The following is a 20700-nucleotide window of genomic DNA, read 5'->3' on the forward strand; positions in this document are numbered from 1 at the left end:
CCCCTGCGGTTCGCCCTACGCGATCGCCGCCCCCACCAGGGCCTGCGCCTCGCCTTGAATCTTCTTCAGATGATCCGCCCCGAGAAAGCTCTCGGCGTAGATCTTGTAGACGTCCTCGGTACCGCTGGGCCGCGCCGCGAACCAGCCGTTCTCGGTCGTCACCTTCAGCCCGCCGATCGGCGCATGGTTTCCCGGAGCCTCGGTCAGGATCGAGGTGATCGGCTCCCCGGCCAGCTCCTTTGCGGTCACCTGCGCGGGAGAGAGCTTCGACAGCTTCGCCTTCTGCTCCTTCGTCGCCACCGCGTCGATGCGCTGATAGACCGGCTCGCCATACTTCGCCGTCAGCTCCTGGTAGAGCACGCCCGGATCCTTGCCGGTGCGCGCCGTCATCTCCGCTGCCAGGAGCCCGGGGATGAGGCCGTCCTTATCGGTCGTCCAGACCGCGCCATTCCGCCGCAGGAACGTGGCTCCCGCCGACTCCTCGCCCACGAAGCCGAGCGTGCCGTCGATCAGCCCCTCCACAAACCACTTGAAGCCCACCGGCACCTCCAGCATGGGACGTCCAAGCCCCTTGGCCACGCGGTCGATCATGCTCGAACTCACCAGCGTCTTGCCGATGCCGACTTGCGCGCTCCACTGCGGGCGGTTCGTAAACAGGTACTGGATCGACACCGCGAGATAGTGATTCGGATTCAGCAAGCCGGCGCTCTTCGTCACGATGCCGTGCCGGTCATGGTCGGTGTCGGCGGCAAACGCGACGTCATACTTGTCCTTGTTCGCAATCATGGAGGCCATCGCAAAGGGGCTTGAACAGTCCATGCGCACGCGGCCATCCCAGTCGCAGGTCATGAACCGGAAGGTGGCGTCGACGTTCTTGTTCAGCACCTCGAGGCCCAGGCCATACCGCTCCACGATGCGCGGCCAGTAATACACGCCCGCACCGCCCAGCGGGTCGACTGCCAGCTTCAGCGTCGAGCCGGCCAGCACATCGAAGTCGATGACGGACTTCAGGTCTTCGACATAGGTTGTGATGTAGTCATGCCTGTGTGTCGTCCCAGCCCCCAGCGCCTTGCTGTACGGAACCCGCTTCACGCCCGCCAGCCCTCCAGCGATCAGTTCGTTGGCGCGATTCTCGATCCACTTCGTCGCGGTGGTATCGGCCGGACCGCCCGAGGGAGGGTTGTACTTGAACCCGCCATCCTCGGGAGGATTGTGCGAGGGCGTAATCACGATGCCGTCCGCCAGGTTGATCTTGCGACCGCGGTTGTAGGTCAGGATGGCGTGCGAGAGCGCCGGCGTGGGCGTATAGGCCAGGTCGGTGTCGACCATCGTCTCTACGCCATTGGCCGCGAGCACCTCAAGCGCCGTCGCGAACGCAGGCTCGGAGAGCGCATGCGTATCCTGCGCGAGGAACAGAGGCCCGGTCGTGCCGTCGTCCTTGCGAAACTCGCAGATCGCCTGCGTGATGGCGGCGATGTGGTCCTCGTTGAACGAGGTAGCGAAGGCGCTGCCGCGATGCCCGCTGGTGCCGAACGCGACCTTCTGCGCGGGGATGGAAACATCCGGCTTCAGCGTGTAATAAGCCGTAATCAAACGCGATACGTTCACCAGCGTCTCGGGCAGCGGGTGCTCCCCCGGAGTGTTCTTCACCATGGTCAAATCCTCATGGTCACTATATCTGGTCGCAAATCATCCAACCAGCATGGCTCATCCTGATGTATCCCCGTCGAGTCCGTCTTCGAGGCGGAATCACTCGCTTTCCCGCCCGGCGCGGTACTTCTCGACCCAATCCAGAAACTCCGGCAACGGGAGCGGCTTGCTGACGTAGTATCCCTGGGCAATGTCGCATCCATTCAGACGGAGAAATTCAAGCTGGGTTGCGGTCTCGACTCCTTCAGCGACAACCTTCATCCCAAGCTCATGTCCAATCTCGATCGTCTTCGCAACCATCACGCGATCGCGATCCGTCTCGCTCATATTCTGTACGAAGGACTTGTCGATCTTCAGCTCTGTTGCTGGAATATGGTTGAGCTGCTGCATCATCGAGTACCCCGTGCCAAAGTCGTCGATCGAAAGCTGCACACCCTTTAGCCGCAGACGGGTCAGTACGTCCAGCGTACGTGCGAGCTCCTTGATCAGCCCACTCTCGGTGATCTCCAGAATCACCTGGTTCGATTTGACACCGGACTCCCGAATCAGTGCCGCCATCTTGTCCGGAAAACGCAGGTCGTGCAGCGACGATACCGATACATTCAGCGATAACCTCAGGTTGCTGCCACCCTTCTCCATCAGCTGCTTCAAATCCGTAAGCCCGCGCATCAACACGATCCATCCGAGGGGATCGATCAGTCCTATCTGCTCCATCCTTGGAATAAAGTCGTCCGGAAAGACGATCCCGTGCTTGGGATGTTGCCAACGCACCAGACCCTCCACCCCCTTGACGGCGCCGCTCTTGATGTCAATCTGCGGCTGGTAGTACAGGATGAATTCCTGATTCAGGATCGCGTTCTGAAGTTCCACGTCCGTCATCGCGATCTTCGCCTGCGCGGAGGCTCGGGTGTGTGTATGGATCTTCGCTGCCCCATCCGGCAGCGTTTGTTTCTTCAGCATCGCTTCCAACTCGGTCATGCGGAACGGTTTTTCGAGATGACCGACGACACGCAGTCCGAGTTCGTTCGCCATCTCCTCGGCGGTCTCCATGATGCGCCTTCCCACGCCGCTGATCAGCACGATCCCGGTCTTGCATTGCTGCTCACCCAGCAACCGCAATAGCTCCACTCCGTCGGTCTCCGGCATGACCAGATCGAGCAGGATAAGAGCCGTTTCCGGCGTCAAAGCCTGGAGGAACTCCGGGATCTGTGTCGTTGCAAGGCAGTTCAACCCCACCGCTTCCGCGGTCGCGGAGACGAACTCGCAAATATCGAAATCGTCATCGATGACCAGAATGCTCGGCTTGATCGTCATCGTCTCTCTCACTTTTTAGAGCTTGTCCTGCTCCGAGGTCTTCAAGTCCATCCTCCTCAAACCACTTCCTGGCCCACTGTCTTGTCCATCACGCGACGAATCATTCCCTCAAACTCCGCCCGGTGATACGGCTTCTGCAACAACGGTCCATCAATGAGCGGCATATTCTGCTCTTCCAATGCATCTGCCTGGAAACCCGAGCAGTACACCACCTTCACCGCGGGCATACGCTGCTTCACCTGCTGGGCAAGCTCGACGCCATTCATTCCCCCCGGCATGATGATGTCCGTCACCAGCAGATCCATCTCGCCCGCCTGTTCGATGACTGCGAGCGCACCTGGCCCGTCCTCTGCCTGGTAGGTGGTGTATCCCATGTCTCGCAGGTAGATCGCCGCAATCTCCAGCAGATCCAACTCATCGTCCACCACCAGCACCCTGCCAGCCAGATTCACAGGGTGCTTCTGTTCGACGCGGTGCGGCGTGACCGCATGCCTGTTCTCTGCCAGCGGAAGATACAGCGTCACGGTCGTGCCATACCCCGCCTCACTATAGAGCTTCACCGCGCCGCCGGTCTGCCTGGCGAACCCATAGACCATCGCCAGACCGAGCCCCGTCCCTTTGCCCCTCGGCTTCGTCGTGTAGTACGGCTCGAACGCATGCAGCAGCGTCTCGCGCGACATACCCGTTCCGGTGTCGGTCACTGAAATGCGAGCATAGCGCCCCGCCTTCATCTCCCCCGTCTGCACCGGGAGATAGCTCTCTTCGAGATCGCTGATCTCCGTCGAAACCGTGATGGTTCCTCCATTCGGCATCGCGTCCCGCGCATTCACGATCACGTTGATCAGTGCGCTCTCCAGCGCGCTGGCATCTACGAACACCTGCGCATGGTCATCGCCGAAGTGCGACGTGATGCGGATATGCGGACCGATCACACGCGTCGTCAACTCAAGCGCGTTGCGAATCGAATGGTCCAGAATCAACGCCATCGGCTTCAGGCCCATGTTGCTGGAGAAAGCCAGAAGGCGCCGTGTCAGATCCGCACCCCGGTTCGCTGCCTTCTGAGCGATATGCACACGCTTCAGCGCCGCTTCATCCTGCGCTACCAGGCGCTCGAGAAGATCGAGATTCCCGAAGATGACACCCAGCAGATTGTTGAAGTCATGAGCGACTCCTCCCGTTAGATTCCCAAGCGCCTCCATCTTCTGGCTCTGGTGCAATTGGCGCTCCAGCCGTATCTGCTCGGTCGTATCGCGCGCGATCTTCGATGCCCCGATCAACTTCCCATCTGCGTCCCTGATCGGTGAGATGGTCAGCGAAACATGAATACTCTCGCCGTTCTTTCGTACCCGCACCGTTGCGAAGTGATCGACCGTCTCTCCAAGATGCAGACGCCGCAGAATCTCGTTCTCCTCCTCCTTGCGGTCGTCTGGAAGAAGACGCAGGATCGACTGGCCGATGATCTCTGCGGCTGTGTAACCGAAGATCTTCTCCGCGCCGCGGTTCCAGCTCGTCACAATGCCCTTGTTGTCTTTCCCGACGATGGCATCCTCGGACGATTCCACGATCGCAGCCAGCCACTTCAGCGCCTCATCTTTGGCTCGCCGTTCTCCCACGTCGCGTACCGTGACTATATACCGGATCGGCTTTCCATCATCTCCCGGGACTGGAACCACCGTAGACTCTGCATACAGCAGCGCTCCCGTATCCTTCCGCCGGTAGACGATCTCCTTGTTCTTGACATAGATTCCACGAAACGCCAGACTCATGGGCCGCTCCTCCACGGTCAATTTCCCGCCGGTCGGTGAGTAAGCCACGGAGTTTGCCATCAGGGTCGTCATATCGCTCTTCAAGAGCCCGGTCTGCTCCACCAGCCCGAACATCGTGACGGTTGCCGGGTTGTACTCGATCAGCCTGCCGCTCCGGTCCACCATCAGAACCGCCTCCGCCATATTGTCGAAGACGTTCTGGAGTTGGCTGCGACTCTCTGCCACCAGCCGCGCCTGCCCCTGCAGATGCCGGTCCACCGCCGAAGAGGCAAACACCGAAAGCAGAATGGCAACCGTCACCGTCACAATGCCGGTTACCCCCAGGGTAGAGTCGCTGATGGAGTACCTTAGCCCATTGGAGGAGAGCGTCCCCGGAACGAAGGTCGCCGCTGCCATGCCGATATAGTGCATCCCCGGAATTGCCAGGCCCATCGCGACGGCGCCGCCCACCTTGCGCCACCCCCACTCCGGATCGGCCTTCTTCAACGCGAACGCCAGGCGGAGAGCGACATACGAGATCGCGATCGCCACCACCATCGACAGCAGGACCAGCCCCGGGGCATAGACGATCCTTGCGGGAAGCCGCATGGCACGCATGCCAATGTAGTGCATGGACACAATCCCCAGCCCCATCGCCACGCTGCCGGCCGCCGTCCGAAAGGTTCCCATCGTCTCACGACTCACGACAAAGAGCGCCACGCACGAAGCTAGAATCGCCGCAAGTTGAGACAGCAGCACGGTCGGCCAGTTGTAAAGCATCGGCATCGGGAGGGTGAAGGCCTGCATGCCCACATAGTGCATGGCCCAGATGCCGGTTCCCATCGCCGTGGCTCCACCCAGCAACCATACGACCCGGGTACGGCCACTCACAATCCGGACCCTGCCCCCAAGGTCGAGGGCAGCATAAGCCGCGAGCATCGCAATCAACACGGAGAGTGCTACAAGCCGGTAGTCGTACGTCCCAATGAAAGGCGTTGTCATGCTCGAGTCGCCTCATCCTGCGGCCTGATGATAGCACCTTGTCAAAGTAAACGATCGATTCTTTGATTACATAAACACAAAGTATTGCGGGATTCCGCCTTGCCGTCGAAGGGAGTTCGCCTTTTCCGCCCTTCGCCCAAGGCCCATCTGCCTCCCGGTGTACGATTTCCTCAGCCTCACCTCACCAGGAACAGGGAGTAACATGCGCGTCGGTTTAATGACCAAAGAGTATCCACCCAACGTCTACGGCGGCGCCGGCGTTCACGTCGAGTACCTCTCGCGCGAACTCGCCAAGATCATCGAAGTCGAAGTCCACGCGTGGGGCAAGCAGGACATCTCCACCAAGGCTCTCCGGGTCATCGGCGAGGAGCCATGGGACGCGCTCCAGACCGATGGCAAGTTCAAGGCCGCGCTCGAATCCCTCTCGCTGAATCTTCTGCAGATGACCTCGCTCGGCAAGATCGACATCATCCACACCCACACCTGGTACGTCTCCATGGCCGGTTTCTGGGCCAAGAAGCTCTTCAACATCCCCTTCGTCCTGACGACCCACTCGCTCGAGCCGCTGCGCGCCTGGAAGGCGGAGCAACTCGGCTCCGGCTATGCCATGTCGAGCTGGATGGAGCGCACTGCCATTCTCGACGCCGACGCCATCATCGCCGTCTCGCACGGTACCAAGGCCGATATCCTCAAGGCCTATCCCGAGGTCGACGAGGCCCGCATTCACGTCATCTACAACGGCATCGACCTCGACGAGTACCAGCGCGTATCGGCACCCGAGATCCTGACCAGGCACGGCATCGACCCCACCAAACCCTACGTACTCTTTGTCGGCCGCATCACCCGCCAGAAGGGCGTCACGCATCTGGTCGACGCGATCCAGTACCTGCCGGAAGGCACCCAGGTCGTCCTCTGTGCCGGCGCGCCCGACACCCCGGAGATCGCCGCTGAGATGCGCGCCAAGGTCGAAGAGGCCCGCAAACAAAACCCCAACATCTTCTGGATCGATCAGATGGTAGCCAAGTCCGAGGCCATCGCGTTCTACTCGCAGTGTGCCGTCTTCTGCTGCCCCTCGGTGTATGAGCCCTTCGGCATCATCAACCTGGAGGCCATGGCCTGCCAGGCACCCGTGGTTGCCTCGGCCACCGGAGGCATCCTGGAGGTCGTCGTCGAGGGTGAAACCGGCTACCTCGTCCCCTTCGAGCCCGACCCCGTCACCACCTTCCCGGTCGACCCGGAGCAGTTCTCCCGCGATCTGGCCGCGAAGATCACCGCGCTCCTCGAAGACCCCGCCAAGGCCCGAGCCTTCGGTGAGGCCGGCCGCCGCCGCGTGGAGAATACCTTCGCCTGGTCGGCTATCGCCAGCCAGACGGCTGCCCTCTATCACTCACTCGTCGATCCGCAGTAATCTACAGCGGTAAGCTGGTACCAGATACAAATTCCTCCACGCAGAGCAGTCCCGGAGAGGGAATGGGAAGACTGTCACGGATCCTCGTCGTATGCGCAGCCGCGTTCTTCGCGCGCTCTGCCCACGCCTCGGAAGCGACCCTAATCGCTGACACCCATGTCAGCAGCGCACAGCCCACGGTCAACGCCGGCGGCCTCTCGAACCTGACCGTTGGCGGCGGCTACACCACGCTGCTCCAGTTCGACCTCGGCCTGCTGCCCGCCGGAACCACCTCCGCTCAGGTCTCCCGCGCTATCCTCCGCCTCTACGTCAACCGCCTCGATACCGCCGGCCTCGTCAGCCTGCAGCCCGTGACCAGCGCCTGGCAGGAGTCCTCTGTCACCTACGCGACGATCCCGACGCTCGGCACCGCCGTGCAGACCGTCAACGTCACCCAGGCCGAGGCCTACCTTGCCATCGACGTCACCAGTCTCGTTCAGGGTTGGATCGCCAGCCCCACGACGAACAACGGCTTTGCCCTCACCGCCGCCACTGCGTCCCTCCAGCTCGACAGTAAGGAGAACGACCTCACCGCGCACCCGGCCGTTCTGGACATCGGCCTCGTCTCTCAAGGCCCCACCGGAGCGACGGGTGCCACCGGCTCTGCTGGCCCAGCAGGATCGCCCGGAGTCGCCGGTCCGGCAGGCGTCGCAGGCGCACCCGGCCCAGCGGGCCCACAGGGCGTCGCTGGAGCGAAAGGGGCCACCGGGGCCACGGGAGCGACCGGTGCGGTGGGCCTGACCGGACCGCCGGGCCTCTCCATCGGCACTCTTCCGTATCAGGGCACGTACTCGTCCACTGCCAACTACGCCGCGAACGACATCGTCTCGTACCAGAACTCCAGCTACATCTCGCTCATCGCGTCGAACCACGGCAACACGCCCGCCTTCAGCCCTGCGCAGTGGGGCATCCTGGCCCTGGGAGCGGTCGGTGCCACGGGACCCACAGGTTCAACCGGACCCGCGGGCCAGCAAGGCCCACCCGGCTTCGGCGTGGCGGGCACACCCGGGACCACCGGGCCACAAGGACCCACCGGACCGCAGGGTCTTCCGGGGCTCAACTACCAGGGTGCCTATGCCTCCACCACCAACTACACGCTGGGGGATGTCGTCCTCTGGCAGGGAACCACCTACGCCTCGCTTCACACCGCCAACCACGGCAATACGCCGGACCAGAGTCCCAACGACTGGGGCTTCCTCTCCGAGCGTGGGCCTACCGGTTCGCCCGGAGCTATCGGCGCAGTGGGCCCCACCGGCCCGCAGGGACTGCCCGGCTCCGTCGGCCCACCCGGGGAGCGCGGCGATCAGGGGCTCCAGGGCATCGCCGGACAAGCCGGAGCCCAGGGCATTCCGGGCACTCCCGGCCCACAAGGACTCTCCGGCCCCATGGGCCCGCAGGGTGTCCCCGGACCGGCAGGCCTCTCCTGGCAGGGTCCCTATCGGTCCGCAACGAACTACGCCATCGCCGACGGCGTCCTCTACAACGGACAAGCCTACGTCTCGCTCATCGCCTCCAACCACGGCAATACGCCCGATCAAAGCCCCACCGCCTGGAGTCTCTTCGCTGCCTCCGGCTCCCCCGGCGCAACCGGCGCACAGGGCTCCACGGGCCCGCAGGGAAGCATTGGCCCGCAGGGTCTTCCGGGGCCACAAGGAATCGCCGGAGCCACGGGAGCGACCGGCCCGCAGGGGCCCGCTGTCGTCACCTACACCGGGAACTACGCCTCCACCACGAACTATGCGCTCAACGACGCCGTCAGCTTCGGCGGATCCACCTATGTCTCGCTGACCGCGGCAAACCATGGCAACACTCCTGGACTCTCCCCGGCGTCCTGGGCGGTCCTCGCGGCGCAGGGACTCACCGGAGCGACCGGTGCAGCCGGAGCCCCGGGCGCAACCGGCGCGACCGGAGCCCAGGGCGTGCAGGGCCCACAAGGCCCGCAGGGACCGCCCGTCACCTTCGCCGGGGCATGGCTCACGACCGTCAACTATCCCGTTGGATCCGCCGTCTCCTACCTCGGCTCCAGCTATATCGCGCTTGCCGCCAACACGGGCCGTCCCCCGGACGTCAGCCCCGCTTCCTGGAGCCTCCTCGCCCAGGCCGGAGCCGCCGGAGCTCAAGGCCCGCAAGGCTTGCAGGGCTTCAACGGCCCGCAGGGACTTCCCGGAGCGACCGGTCCCTACGGCCCCGCGGGTCCCACCGGAGCCGGGGCCACGATCGCCATCGGTACCGTCACGACCAGCGCACCCGGCTCGCAGGCCTCTGTCACCAACACCGGCACACCCACCGCCGCAGTCCTCAACTTCACCCTGCCGCAGGGCGCTCCCGGCACCAACGGTACCGGATCCGGAGGCACCCAGACCCTGAGCGGCATTCCCTTCGTCTCCATCCTCCACTCCGTCTCGTTCAATACGAAGTTCTACGCGCTCAATGGCCCCAACGCCGCGCTGAACGAAGACGCAACGGCCATCACCTGGGTTCCCGGAGCCTGCACCGCCTCGCGTCTGACCGCGTACTCGCAGCAGGCCAACACGATCACAATCACGCTCCGCACGGGTGCGACGCCGACATCGCTTACAGATTCAACCCTCGTCTGTTCCGTCTCTTCCAACAGCTCCTGCGTCTCGACATCGTCCATTCCCATCGCAGCCGGATCGTTCGTCGATCTCAGTATCACCGGAGCCAACGGCACCAACGCAGCCGTGTGGACCGCGTTGGAGTGCGACTAACGACGATCCTCTTCGCGTGGTGCTCTTGCCGGCCGGAAGCGAAACTCCAAGCACCGTCCCAGTCGCAGCGGACCCGCCCGGCAGGACAAAGCGGGTATGCTGTTGCCATGCGTTTTGCCGCCGTTCTTTTCGTCTTCGCCGCCGTTCCCGCCATCGCGCAGCAGCCCGCGTCCCCTTCGCAACTTATGGCCGACACCGTCGTTGCCAAATGGCCCAAGGCGATGCTCCCCACGCTTGGCTCCCCCGGCAAATGGACCTACGAAGAAGGCGTCCTGCTCGACGGCATGACCGCCGAGTGGCACACCACGGGCAACCCCGCCTACTTCACCTACCTGAAGGCGACCATCGATCCTCACATCGACGGCGACGCGACTGGCACCACGCCCATCCTCGGGTATCCCGCCAGCGCGCATTCCCTTGACAACATCAAGACCGGCCAGAACCTCCTCACGCTTTACCGCGTCACTCAGCAGAAGAAGTACTACCTCGCCGCGAAGTACGTGCGCGACCAGCTCCGCCTGCAGAAGCGCACACCCTCCGGCGGCTTCTGGCACAAGGACATCTACCCCAACCAGGTATGGCTGGATGGAGCCTACATGGCCGGTCCGTTCCTCGCCGAGTATGGCGCCACCTTCCATGAGGCTGAAGCCTTCGACGAAGTGGCTCACGAGTTCCTCCTCATCGACCAGAAGATGCGCGATGCCAAAACCGGTCTGCTCTATCACGGGTGGGACGAGTCCAGGCAGATGCCCTGGGCCGACAAGACCACAGGCCTCAGCCCTGAGTTCTGGGGACGCGCCATGGGCTGGTACGGCATGGCGCTGGTCGACGTGCTCGACTGGCTTCCCCTCGACCACCCCCAGCGCCCGGCACTCCTCGCCGCGCTCGACCGCACCGCAAAGGCGATCGTGAAGTTCCAGGATCCCGCCATCGGACTCTGGTGGCAGGTGCTCAACAAGCCCGCTCAGCCCGGCAACTACGTTGAGGCCTCCGCCTCCAGTATGTTCGTCTACACGCTCGCGAAGGGTGTTCGCATGGGATACCTGCCGCAGGCCGATGAAGCCGCCGCGCGCCGCGGATGGGACGGCATCCAGAAGAAGTTCGTCGTCACCGAAGCAGATGGCACGCTTACCCTCAACGGCACCGTCAAGGTCGGTGGACTCGGCGGCAAGCCCTACCGCTCCGGCACGTTTGACTACTACACCCACGAGCCCGTCATCGCAAACGACGCGAAGGGCATCGGAGCCTTCCTGATGGCCGGCAGTGAGATGGAGCAGGCATCCACCCAGGCCATCGCCCGGAACAAAACGGTTTTGGTCGATGCGTTTTTTAACTCCCAGACCCGCCCTAACCCGGCCGGTGGCACCGAGCTCTTCCACTACAAGTGGGACGACGACTCCAATAACGGCTTCTCCTTCTTCGGACGCATGTTCCAGCGTTACGGCATGAAGCTCGCCACCGAGAAGACCGCACCCACCGCCGACGATCTGAAGCACGCCAGCATCTATGTCTTCGCCTCGCCCGACATCCCGTCGAAGAACCCCAGCCCAAACTATATGGACGCGCACTCGGTGGACGTCATCGCCGCATGGGTCAAGGCCGGCGGTACGCTAGTTCTGATGCAGAACGATGGCCCCAACGCCGAGTTCGCGCACTTCGACGCACTCGGCGATCGCTTCGGCATCCACTTCAACCCCGTACTGCGCAACCACGTTCTCACCGCCGACAAGACCCCCGGCCTCCTCACCATTCCTGCCGGTACCGGCGGCATCTTCAAGCAGGAGCATCACACCTACATGAAGGACACCTGCACCATCACAGTCTCGGGCGCGGCCAGGTCGATCCTCATCGACAAGGGTGACACCATGATGGCCGTCGCGCACTACGGGAAGGGAACGGTCTACGCCGTCGTCGACCCATGGCTCTACAACGAGTACACCGATGGCCGAAACCTCGTGCCATCGATCGACACCTACGCCGCCGGCCTGGAACTCGTCGACTGGCTGGCGAGACGGGCTAAATAGCTCAAAATACAGCGAGCACAACACTTTTCCAGTGTCATCGTAAAGCGTCAGATATCACGCTGAAGCTCGATGGATTTCGCGCCAACGCGGGATAAACTCTCTTTACGGGTACATCCAGAGTTTCAAGCTCCCTCACATCCTGGCCTGCGGTGCTGGTTTCGTCCTCTTCCTGCGCATCCGCGAAGCCGTGGGCGGCATTCTTGCGCTCGCGTCTATCATCGCTGGCTTGCCTCTCATCGAGTTCAGCACCACAGGCCTCTCCGTGCGCTCGTCAACACTCTCTTCTGTGGACCGCGAACCTGGAGATGGATATACCTTACGTGTCGAACGACGAAAGCCCTGGCATCGGATCCGGCGTGATGTCGATCTGCGCCTACGGAATGGGCATTGGGTTAGGAGTCTGTGTCCTCGCCGGAATTACGGTCGCGCATCATGCCCGCTGGGGTCATGAGATCGTCATAGGAGGCTTGACTCTGTTTTTCGTCTCGCTCGCCGGCCTCGCGTTCACCGGGATCTTCCTGGCGGTCGCCGGCTTCGTGAACATATTCCGCAGCTAGGACTTGCAGAGAGTGCATTCGGCCAGAAGACGGCGCCTGTGATATATCAAAGGTCTCATCACTCTCCAGCGAGGCCTCTCCATGCGCCGTACCCGCCTGTTCTCCGCGATCCTCTTCGCTGCCTCCGCACTGCACGCCCAGGACTACACTCTTCTCGCCACACCCTCCACCGTAGAGTGGGGTCATTACGCCGCGAACGTCAAGCCTGCGCTCACCGTGCCCTCGGGCGCGACCGTCAAGATCCAGACCCTCTCCACCTGCGGCCCCACCGATCGCCTCATCGCCCGAGGCATCAAGGCCGAGGACATTCCCGCCTACAACGATGACGTCTACAAAGGCTATCCCGACAAGGACAAAGGCCCCGGCGGCCACATCCTCACCGGCCCCGTCTTCGTGGAAGGTGCGGAGCCTGGCGATGTCCTCGAGGTGCAGATTCTCAAGGTGGATATCGATGCCAACTTCGCCTGCAACGGCTTGGGCCTGCACCGCGGCTTCCTCCCCATGGAGTTCCCATACAGCCGCCAGCGCCTCATCCCGCTCGACCGCGCCAAGATGCTCGGGCATTTTGCTCCGGGCATCGATATCCCGCTGCATCCGTTCTTCGGGTCGATGGGCGTCGCGCCGTCGGCAGGCCGCGTCGATAGCGCACCGCCGTTCTCGCACGCCGGCAACATGGACAACAAGGAACTCGTGGCCGGTACCACGCTCTACATTCCGGTCTCGGCCAGGGGAGCCCTCTTCGTCGCCGGAGACGGCCACGCCGGACAGGGCAATGGCGAAGTCGACATCACCGCCATGGAGACCTTTCTGACCGGCACGTTCCGGTTCGTCGTTCACAAGAAGAAGCCGCTCATCTGGCCGCGCGCCGAGACCCCGACGCACTACATCACCATGGGGTTCAGCCCCGACCTCAAGGAGGCCACCGAACACGCGCTGCGCGACATGATCGACTTCCTCGTCGAAGAGAAGCACATGACCCGCGACGACGCCTACATGCTCGCGAGCGTGGCGGTTGACCTGGACATCACGCAACTCGTAGACGGAAACGTTGGCGTCCACGCCATGTGTCCAAAGAACATCTTCACGGCACCGCAAAAGTAGATCGAGATACGTCTATAGCAGATCCACGATGGGAGGAAAGGTCAGGAGCAGGCTCAGACCGAGCAGCACCAGCGAGGTCGTGCAGATGCTCTTCAGCGCAACGGACCTGCTGCCCCAGCGCCACTCCAGCAGGACCCAGCAGAGAATCCAGACACCAACGGCAACCGTAGCCACGCCGGAGAGCGCGCCGGTCGGCTTGTAAAAGACGAGGCCGTTCTTGATCGCAGGCGACTTATCGCCGGCGAACGCCACCACGGAAAACACAAAGGTGCAGATCCCCGCGGAGAGGATGGCGGCTGCGGCGGATCCATTGGGAATCGAGGGCGTCATGCCTGCAGTCTCTGGACCTCGTTCGTTCATTTGCCCTCTCCGTGGCTCAGTGAAATCGTCGCCCCGCCTTGAACGGGGGCGTACTTGTCGATCATCGCTCCAAAGAAACCAGCCACACCCGCCGCGAGGAAGGAGGCGGCGGTGAAGGCGAGGAGCGTGGCGCGAAGAGACCGGTGATTCCTGAGATCGCGGCCATACTTGATCAAGACGAACGCTACCATCGTGATTGCGATCGGTGTAAACCACGCGACGTGTTCCTTCCACTCCATGCCCAGCGAGTGCCATCCGGACGTCGCGGCATGAGCCATCAGCAGCTTCTGCGGATACCCCGAGAGGTCGATCGTTCCGGCAGGCGCGGCGGCGCGGTACCAAGGGTAGACGAGGAACGTTCCGGTCAGCACCGCAACCCAGGCGAGAACCGCCATGGTGATCAGGTAGATCCGCATGAAGCGCTCGTGGCCGGCCGTCGGCGGTGCGGAATGCGCCGACGTGGCGTACTGGTGCAGCTCAATGAGCGCACCCGAGCAGGCAAGCAGATACAACGCTCCGAATCCCATGCCGTGGACGATCGTCCACAGGCTCCGTACGGTGATCTCCACGGTCTATCTCCTTGCGGGTGTGGCGCGATGCACACACCCGGATGAAACTATAAAGGCAGAACTGCTCGAAGTGTGTGAACAAGTTCCTCAAGCCGGGCAGCCTTCGTCGTGTTCGTCTCACCCAGCTCGACTTCCAGCTCCCGTGCCACGCGCGTCCCCTCCGGATACCCGAACATCCCCAGCGATCCGGCCAGCTTATGTGCGACCGCTGCCGCCTCCACCCGAAGCTCGTCGTGCAAGGCCCCGGCCAAAGCCGCCTGCGCCGCACGGTCCAGTACTGCAACCCGCTCACGCAGCACGGGGAGATTCTTCTCCCACATCGTCGCGAGGAGCGCCGCCGTCTTGGCTGCGGCGTCAGACACTGGGCCACCCGAGCACATCCGCAATCTGCTGCGCCAGCGTGAGAGGATCGAACGGCTTGAACAATACAGAGGCCACTCCCAGCCCGGCAAACCGCCTCTGGTCGACGCCCTGCACCTTCGCTGTCAGCAGCACCACCGGAATCCCCGCAACCCCGGGCGTCTCCTGCATCTTCCGGAAGGTGGTTGGGCCGTCCATGTCGGGCATCATCACGTCCATCAGGATCGCGTCGGGCTTCGGGTTCGCCGCAGCGCACACCTGGATCCCTTCCGCACCCGACGACGCCGTCGTAATCACCCATCCGGCGGTCGCCTCCAGCGACAAACCGGCTACCTCTCGGATATCGTCTTCATCGTCAATAATCAAAATCCGCCGCACTGTCGCCTCCTCGCGTTAAGCCGTTCCCAGTTCATCAGTCTTCGCATCGTCCGCAACAACCGGCGCAGGAGGACGCAGCTTATGCACCATCGTCAACACCAGCTCCTCTACCTCCTGCGGCTGCACCTTCGCCTTGGTCAGGAACTGTGTCGGCCCAAGCCGCAGCTTCATCCGCTCACCCTCCGACACCTCGCGGCCCGAGTACACCACCAGCGGAAGCGTCTTCAGCTCCGGTTGCTGCCTCAGCCAGTCCACCAGCGAGAACCCATCGCCATCCGGCAGCGTGAGGTCCAGGATCAGCAGGTCCGGCCTCTCCAGCTTGCACTGGTCCATCGCCTGCTGCCTCGTCGCCGCATGTTGGATGCGCACATGCGCCTCTTCAAAGCCCGCGATGACGATGCTTGCCAGGTCATGGTCGTCTTCCACCAGAAGGATATGTCCGGGGCCGCCATCCGGGTGCAGTACGCGACCCAGCTCTGCAAATAGCAGATTTTCGTTGAACGGCTTCTGCACCCATCCCTGCGCATCCCCAATGATTCCGGGCCGCTCTGCGGGCGACAGGACGCTCAGGATCACCACCGGGATACTCGCCGTGGCCGGCGTATTCTTCAGCCGCTGCAGCACCTCCCAACCGCTCAGGCCGGGCATGTACAGGTCAAGCAGGATCGCATCCAGTGGTTGCTGCTCCGCGAGCTTCAGGGTTTCCTCGCCGCTCGAGGCCTCAATCACCCGGTACCCCTGTTTCCGCAGATGCTCGGCCACCACGGTACGAATGCCCTGGTCGTCGTCGCACACCAGCACGGAGCCCTCGGTCTTCGGGAGCGAGCCCCCCAGCGCATCTACCGTCGAGCGCGTAATCTGGTCGGTCGCGCGGTTGATCCGTGGCAGGTCCACGCACAGGCTCACGCCGCGTACCGGATTTCTCTCCGCCCAGATCGCCCCGCCGTGCTGCTGGATAATCGACCGGCAGATCGCCAGCCCAAGCCCCGTGCCGCCCTTCTGCCTGGCGTCGGTCGCCTCCACCTGCTGAAACCGGTCGAAGATCGTCTCCAGCTTGTCTGCTGGAATGCCGCGACCCTCATCCGTCACCCGCAGATGCAGCAGGTCCGGAGCCGCCTCGAGATAAATCGTCACTGTTGAGTTGGGCGGTGAAAACTTGATCGCGTTCGACAGCAGATTGATCAACACCTGCAAGATCCTGTCCGAGTCTCCATCGAAGAACAAAGGCACCGGGCCGCTCAGCCCATCGCGGCTCTTCCTCCGCTCGACGCCTTCTACGCGCCGCCCGTCGGAACGCCTGTCATCGGGTCTGGTCGGCTCGCGCCTGTTTTCGGCGGCGATCATCCCGCGCCGGTCGACCACTCTTTCCCCAGCGGCAAGCCGCTCGCCCGACCCCGGACGCACCGCCGGGGGAGGCGCAGGAGCCGCCGGAGCAAAGACCAGCTTCACGCCCGCACCCTCCGCCATCGACACCATCGTGTCCATCGCCTGTTGCACGAGTTCGCTCAGCGAACAGCGCTTCAACTGCAGCGAAGCCTTGCCCGACTCCATGCGTTCGAGATCCAGGATGTCGTTGATCAGCCGGATCAGCCGGTCCGTATTCGTAACCGCAATGCGCAGCAGGTTGTGCGCCTTCGCATCGAGCGAGCCCATCAATCCAGCCGACAGAAGCCCGAGCGCCCCTCGAATACTCGTCAGCGGCGTCCTCAGCTCATGCGAGACGGTCGAAATAAACTCGTCCTTGATCGTGTCCAGTTGCGACCGTTGCGAGAGCTGCAACTCATCGCTTCGCACCTTCGACTGCGACTGTTCCAACTCGATCCGCAGCAGCGCGTTCGCCCTCCGCTCCTTCGACCAGCCATAGGCAAAACCACCCGTCGTACCCAGCAAAGCCACGACGGAGATGGGAAGGAGGGGAGTCATGAACTGATGTGATGGTATCCCGAAAGCCCGGTGAAAGACGACCTAGACCCATGAAAGCAGAAGACAACCGGTGATGCTCAAAAAAAGAAGGAGCAGGGTTCCGTCTCGATAACACGGTCCCTGCTCCTGCTTGTGTGGTGAGGAAAAACTAAACGGCGACAGCCGCGCGGTCCAGCACTTCGTTCCACGCCTTGCTGGTGCGCTCGGCATAGGCGTTCTTGTGGTACGCATACCCTGCGATCAAAGGCAGTGCGAGCGTCGCCTCGGAGTAGACCATCTGCTCATAGAGCGTATCGACCTTACCCCACGAGCTGGCTTCCTTCAGCGTCGAGCCCGATAGAGCGCCGTCGCGCGAATCCGCAACCGTGATCTGGATCGCGTACTTGTGCATCGAGACTTCCGCATCGTCGCCCAGAAGAATCTCAGCCGCCACCACGATATCCTGCGCGAAGTTCTTCGGCACGCCGCCGCCAACCATCAGCAGGCCGGTCGTCGGGTTCTCAAGCTTCAGCTTCGTCAACTCGTAGAAGTCCTTCGCCGTATCGATCGAGACCATCGGCTTGCCCTGACGCGCATGCTGGTGAGCGACGAATCCGAAGCCCGCCGAGCAGTCCGAGAAGGCCGGGCAGAAGATTGGCACGCCCTTCTCGTACGCAGCCAGAATGACCGAATCGTTATTGCCCTGGGCGGGGGTGCGGCCATTTTTCACCAGGTAAGCACCCATCTCGCGAATGAACTCACGCGAGCTGTACGGACGCGTCTCGAGCGAGTCCGTGATCTGCGCCATGACGTCGTCGCATACGCGCAGCTCATCTTCATCGATGAACGTGTCGTAGATGCGGTCGATCTTCATCTCGCGCAGCATCCCGTCGTGCTCGCCGTACTTGTACGCATCGCTGGCGATGTAGTGCCGGTAGCCGAGCGCCTCGAAGAAGTCCTGGTCCACGATGTTCGCGCCGGTGGAGACGATGGCGTCGACCATGTTGTTGCGGATCAGGTCGACGAACAGCTTCTGCATGCCCGACGAGACCATGGATCCGGCGAGACACAGAATCACGCCGCACTCCGTATCCCGCAGCATCATGTCGTAGATCGAAGCGGCGCGCGCCGTGTCGCGTGAGGTGAAGGCCATCGAGGCCATGGCATCGACCAGCGAAACAACGTTGTGCTGCTTGATGTCGATGTGCTGAATCTGGGCGGAGAGAAGCTCTTTTTTCGTAGTCATATCGCCTTTCAGTTTATCGCGAAAGCCACGCCGGATGCAGGTTTCACGCAGAATTCACATCCCGTGCCATAGAGGATGCCCAATCGGTGCCAGAAACGAAATGCAAGGCGTAACGAGGATCAAAAGGATAAAAAGCGGAGAAAAACATACAAAGACACGAGCATCCGTTCTCGCTGTTGCCTGTGCGCATCCGTCTTTCCTCTCTTTGATCCTCGCTACGCCTGGCGTGCGGTCGCCCCGCCTACTTCAAAAACGCCTGCACCTGGGCATCGAACACCGCCGGCTGGTCGTACATGATGAAGTGCCTCGAGTTGTCCACCTTGACGAACCGGATCTGCGGCATCGTCGCATAAGCGCTCGTATAGACCGCCGTGATCGGCGCCGGGTCCTTTACCACCGTACCGTCGAACGGATAGATCAGCACGGCCGGCGTCTTGATCGAGGCGAGGCTGGGCCGCACATCCGTCGCCATGTCCTCTTGCATCGCATGCACATACACCGTGCGGTCGGAGGTAATCGAGCTCTTCGCGACGGCCTTCTGGCCCTCGGGTGAGTTCACCATCGTCTTCACCACCATCGGCTGGATCGCCGCAAACTGATCGTCCGGCATCGCCAGCATCTGACCGGCCATCGCATCCACCTGCGGCTTCAGCATCTCCACCGTGGCGTCCTTGTTGAAGACCAGTCCGTAGAAGGGAAGGGCATCGACGATCATCATCTTGTCTATGTCCCCCGGATATTTTGCCGCCAGCATCAGCGTCAGCAATCCGCCCAGCGAGTGCCCGATCACCGCTGGATGCAGCTTGTTCGCCGCGATGTATCCATGCAGCTCTTCGACGATGGGCATCAGCAAAGGCCCCTCGGCATTCGGCCCCGCCGGAGAGCCCGCAAATCCATTGATCTGCACCCGGTGCAGCGTGTAATGCGGAGTCAGCAGCTTCGCCTCGTCGTCATACACCGCACGCGAGCTGGCCAGCCCGGGAAGCAGCACCACATCCGGACCTTTCCCCTCGACCGTCACCGTAAACCGTGTCGGCGCTTGCGCCAACGCACAGGGAAGCGAAGCCGCCCCAAAAACCACCATCGCCATCATCGAACGGAATGTCATCCCTACTCCTCCAAAAAGATCGCTTCAATGGTCGTTCCGAAGAGCCGCGCCAGCTTGAACGCAAGCGGCAGCGACGGATCGAACTTCCCCGTCTCAATCGCGTTTACCGACTGCCGCGAGACCTCCAGCTTCTGTGCCAGATCCGCCTGCGACCAGTTCCTCTCCGCCCGCAACACCTTCAGACGGTTGTTCATTGATACTGCCTCTTCAGCGCAATGCCCGCGACAAGCAGAAAGCCTACAAAGACCGGCAGCGCCATACCCGGAGCCACTTCCGACGCAAACCCGTACACACCCAGCCCGTTCCACACAAGCGCCACGGCCAGCAGCCCTCCCGTGGCCCAGGCCACCGCATGCCGCCGGTACGCCATCTGCACCTCATCCCGGTCCGCGTTCAAAAACTGCACAATCAAGCCTCCAAGCACCACCAGCGACAGCGGAGGAAGAAGGGCCAGCCCAACACCCAGCGCTCCCGTGGGATGCTTCGTGTCGAACACCCAATGCACCCCGAAGTGCAATCCAATCATCACCACCAGCAGCGGAATCGCCCGTGTCCGGTACCGTATCTTCGCTTCCTTCGTCGGCATAAACGGCATACTCATCTCCTTACGCGAATCCAAACAAACAGCATGGGTGCCCCATCTTCGCGACAGCCACGGCTCTACCGGTAACGCCACCGCACCAGCGGCGTGGAGATCCCCACCAGCATCCAGAACAAGGGAAACAGCCAGAACGGTTGCAGATGTCCCACCGCCATCGCCTGCTGCGGAGAGGTCTCGGCGAACATCTCCAGAAAGCCCCACACGGTCGTCAGTGCCAGCACCCCGCCCATCGCCCAAAGCATGGACTGCACCATCACCGTCCGCTCAAACTCGTCCGGCTCCTCCATCAGGTACATCCCCACGATCACCAGCACCGCGACAAGGGGAAGCGCAGGCAGCACAGCCAGCCCGTACACCACCAGTGCGCCATGCGGATGCCCATGCTTTACGATCAGCATCGCCAGAAACAAGAACGCCACGTAAGCCCCCATCGCCGGCCATAACCGAAAGAAATACCGCCTCTGTGCCACATTCTTCGGGAAGCAATTCATAGTTGGTTTCCTTTACTAAAAGACAAGCTGACTTTACAGCCCATGAGACGAAGATGTCAAGCATCCTTGTCATTTTTCTTCCTTCTTTGTCCCGCCTTTCCCGCGCTTCCCCACAA

General features: G+C 62.3%; 18 protein-coding genes. 5 read left to right on the forward strand and 13 right to left on the reverse strand.

Annotated features, from left to right (window positions below):
• Positions 1 to 15 precede the first annotated feature (15 nt).
• The 3 genes from pgm to BM400_RS08170 form a co-directional block, all read right to left on the reverse strand.
• Positions 16 to 1653 (reverse strand): phosphoglucomutase (alpha-D-glucose-1,6-bisphosphate-dependent), encoded by a 1638-nt coding sequence (gene pgm, locus BM400_RS08160; protein ID WP_089838334.1) that lies wholly within the window; start codon positions 1651 to 1653, stop codon positions 16 to 18.
• A gap of 96 nt (positions 1654 to 1749) precedes the next feature.
• On the reverse strand, positions 1750 to 2964 hold the full coding sequence (locus BM400_RS08165; protein ID WP_089838336.1) for a GGDEF/EAL domain-containing response regulator: 1215 nt from the start codon (positions 2962 to 2964) through the stop codon (positions 1750 to 1752).
• A gap of 56 nt (positions 2965 to 3020) precedes the next feature.
• The gene (locus tag BM400_RS08170; protein WP_089838338.1) at positions 3021 to 5711 is read right to left on the reverse strand and encodes an MHYT domain-containing protein; all 2691 of its coding nucleotides are present in this window, start codon (positions 5709 to 5711) and stop codon (positions 3021 to 3023) included.
• A 202-nt stretch (positions 5712 to 5913) separates the two neighbouring features.
• Here BM400_RS08170 and glgA point away from each other — a divergent pair, with 202 nt between their 5' ends.
• From glgA to BM400_RS08195, 5 genes are all read left to right on the forward strand, one after another.
• Positions 5914 to 7119 (forward strand): glycogen synthase, encoded by a 1206-nt coding sequence (gene glgA / locus BM400_RS08175; protein WP_089838339.1) that lies wholly within the window; start codon positions 5914 to 5916, stop codon positions 7117 to 7119.
• Positions 7120 to 7181: 62 nt separating this feature from the next.
• Positions 7182 to 9887: a DNRLRE domain-containing protein gene (locus BM400_RS22795; RefSeq protein ID WP_089838341.1), complete on the forward strand. Its 2706-nt coding sequence runs from the start codon at positions 7182 to 7184 to the stop codon at positions 9885 to 9887.
• A gap of 107 nt (positions 9888 to 9994) precedes the next feature.
• Positions 9995 to 11911, forward strand: a complete 1917-nt coding sequence (locus BM400_RS08185) for a glycoside hydrolase family 88/105 protein (protein WP_089838342.1) — start codon at positions 9995 to 9997, stop codon at positions 11909 to 11911.
• Positions 11912 to 12231: 320 nt separating this feature from the next.
• Positions 12232 to 12468 (forward strand): hypothetical protein, encoded by a 237-nt coding sequence (locus BM400_RS08190; protein ID WP_141223850.1) that lies wholly within the window; start codon positions 12232 to 12234, stop codon positions 12466 to 12468.
• A gap of 81 nt (positions 12469 to 12549) precedes the next feature.
• Positions 12550 to 13569: an acetamidase/formamidase family protein gene (locus BM400_RS08195; RefSeq protein WP_089838346.1), complete on the forward strand. Its 1020-nt coding sequence runs from the start codon at positions 12550 to 12552 to the stop codon at positions 13567 to 13569.
• Between the two features lie 12 nt (positions 13570 to 13581).
• On the opposite strand, the gene BM400_RS08200 is transcribed toward BM400_RS08195, so the two are convergent.
• The 10 genes from BM400_RS08200 to BM400_RS08245 form a co-directional block, all read right to left on the reverse strand.
• Positions 13582 to 13899, reverse strand: coding sequence for a hypothetical protein (locus tag BM400_RS08200; RefSeq protein WP_175528928.1), 318 nt, complete (start codon positions 13897 to 13899; stop codon positions 13582 to 13584).
• Between the two features lie 26 nt (positions 13900 to 13925).
• Entirely contained in the window at positions 13926 to 14498 is a 573-nt protein-coding gene (locus tag BM400_RS08205; RefSeq protein WP_217644093.1) for a hypothetical protein, read from the reverse strand.
• A 47-nt stretch (positions 14499 to 14545) separates the two neighbouring features.
• Positions 14546 to 14860 carry an Hpt domain-containing protein gene (locus BM400_RS08210; protein ID WP_175528929.1) on the reverse strand — a complete coding sequence of 105 codons (315 nt, stop codon included), beginning with the start codon at positions 14858 to 14860 and terminating at the stop codon, positions 14546 to 14548.
• On the reverse strand, positions 14853 to 15236 hold the full coding sequence (locus BM400_RS08215) for a response regulator (protein ID WP_089838351.1): 384 nt from the start codon (positions 15234 to 15236) through the stop codon (positions 14853 to 14855). The genes BM400_RS08210 and BM400_RS08215 overlap by 8 nt, the downstream gene beginning before the upstream one ends.
• Before the next feature lie 15 nt (positions 15237 to 15251).
• Positions 15252 to 17159 (reverse strand): ATP-binding response regulator, encoded by a 1908-nt coding sequence (locus BM400_RS08220; RefSeq protein ID WP_245781750.1) that lies wholly within the window; start codon positions 17157 to 17159, stop codon positions 15252 to 15254.
• A gap of 148 nt (positions 17160 to 17307) precedes the next feature.
• Positions 17308 to 18384, reverse strand: coding sequence for a 1,9-bis(guanidino)-5-aza-nonane synthase (locus tag BM400_RS08225; protein ID WP_089838353.1), 1077 nt, complete (start codon positions 18382 to 18384; stop codon positions 17308 to 17310).
• Between the two features lie 241 nt (positions 18385 to 18625).
• The gene (locus tag BM400_RS08230; protein WP_089838355.1) at positions 18626 to 19492 is read right to left on the reverse strand and encodes an alpha/beta fold hydrolase; all 867 of its coding nucleotides are present in this window, start codon (positions 19490 to 19492) and stop codon (positions 18626 to 18628) included.
• A 2-nt stretch (positions 19493 to 19494) separates the two neighbouring features.
• The gene (locus tag BM400_RS08235; protein ID WP_089838357.1) at positions 19495 to 19686 is read right to left on the reverse strand and encodes a helix-turn-helix transcriptional regulator; all 192 of its coding nucleotides are present in this window, start codon (positions 19684 to 19686) and stop codon (positions 19495 to 19497) included.
• Positions 19683 to 20078 (reverse strand): hypothetical protein, encoded by a 396-nt coding sequence (locus tag BM400_RS08240; RefSeq protein WP_141223851.1) that lies wholly within the window; start codon positions 20076 to 20078, stop codon positions 19683 to 19685. Before BM400_RS08240 ends, BM400_RS08235 begins: the two co-directional genes overlap by 4 nt.
• 74 nt (positions 20079 to 20152) lie before the next feature.
• On the reverse strand, positions 20153 to 20584 hold the full coding sequence (locus tag BM400_RS08245) for a hypothetical protein (protein ID WP_089838360.1): 432 nt from the start codon (positions 20582 to 20584) through the stop codon (positions 20153 to 20155).
• Positions 20585 to 20700 lie beyond the last annotated feature (116 nt).

The sequence above is a fragment of the Granulicella pectinivorans genome, from assembly GCF_900114625.1.
Lineage (GTDB): Bacteria > Acidobacteriota > Terriglobia > Terriglobales > Acidobacteriaceae > Edaphobacter > Edaphobacter pectinivorans.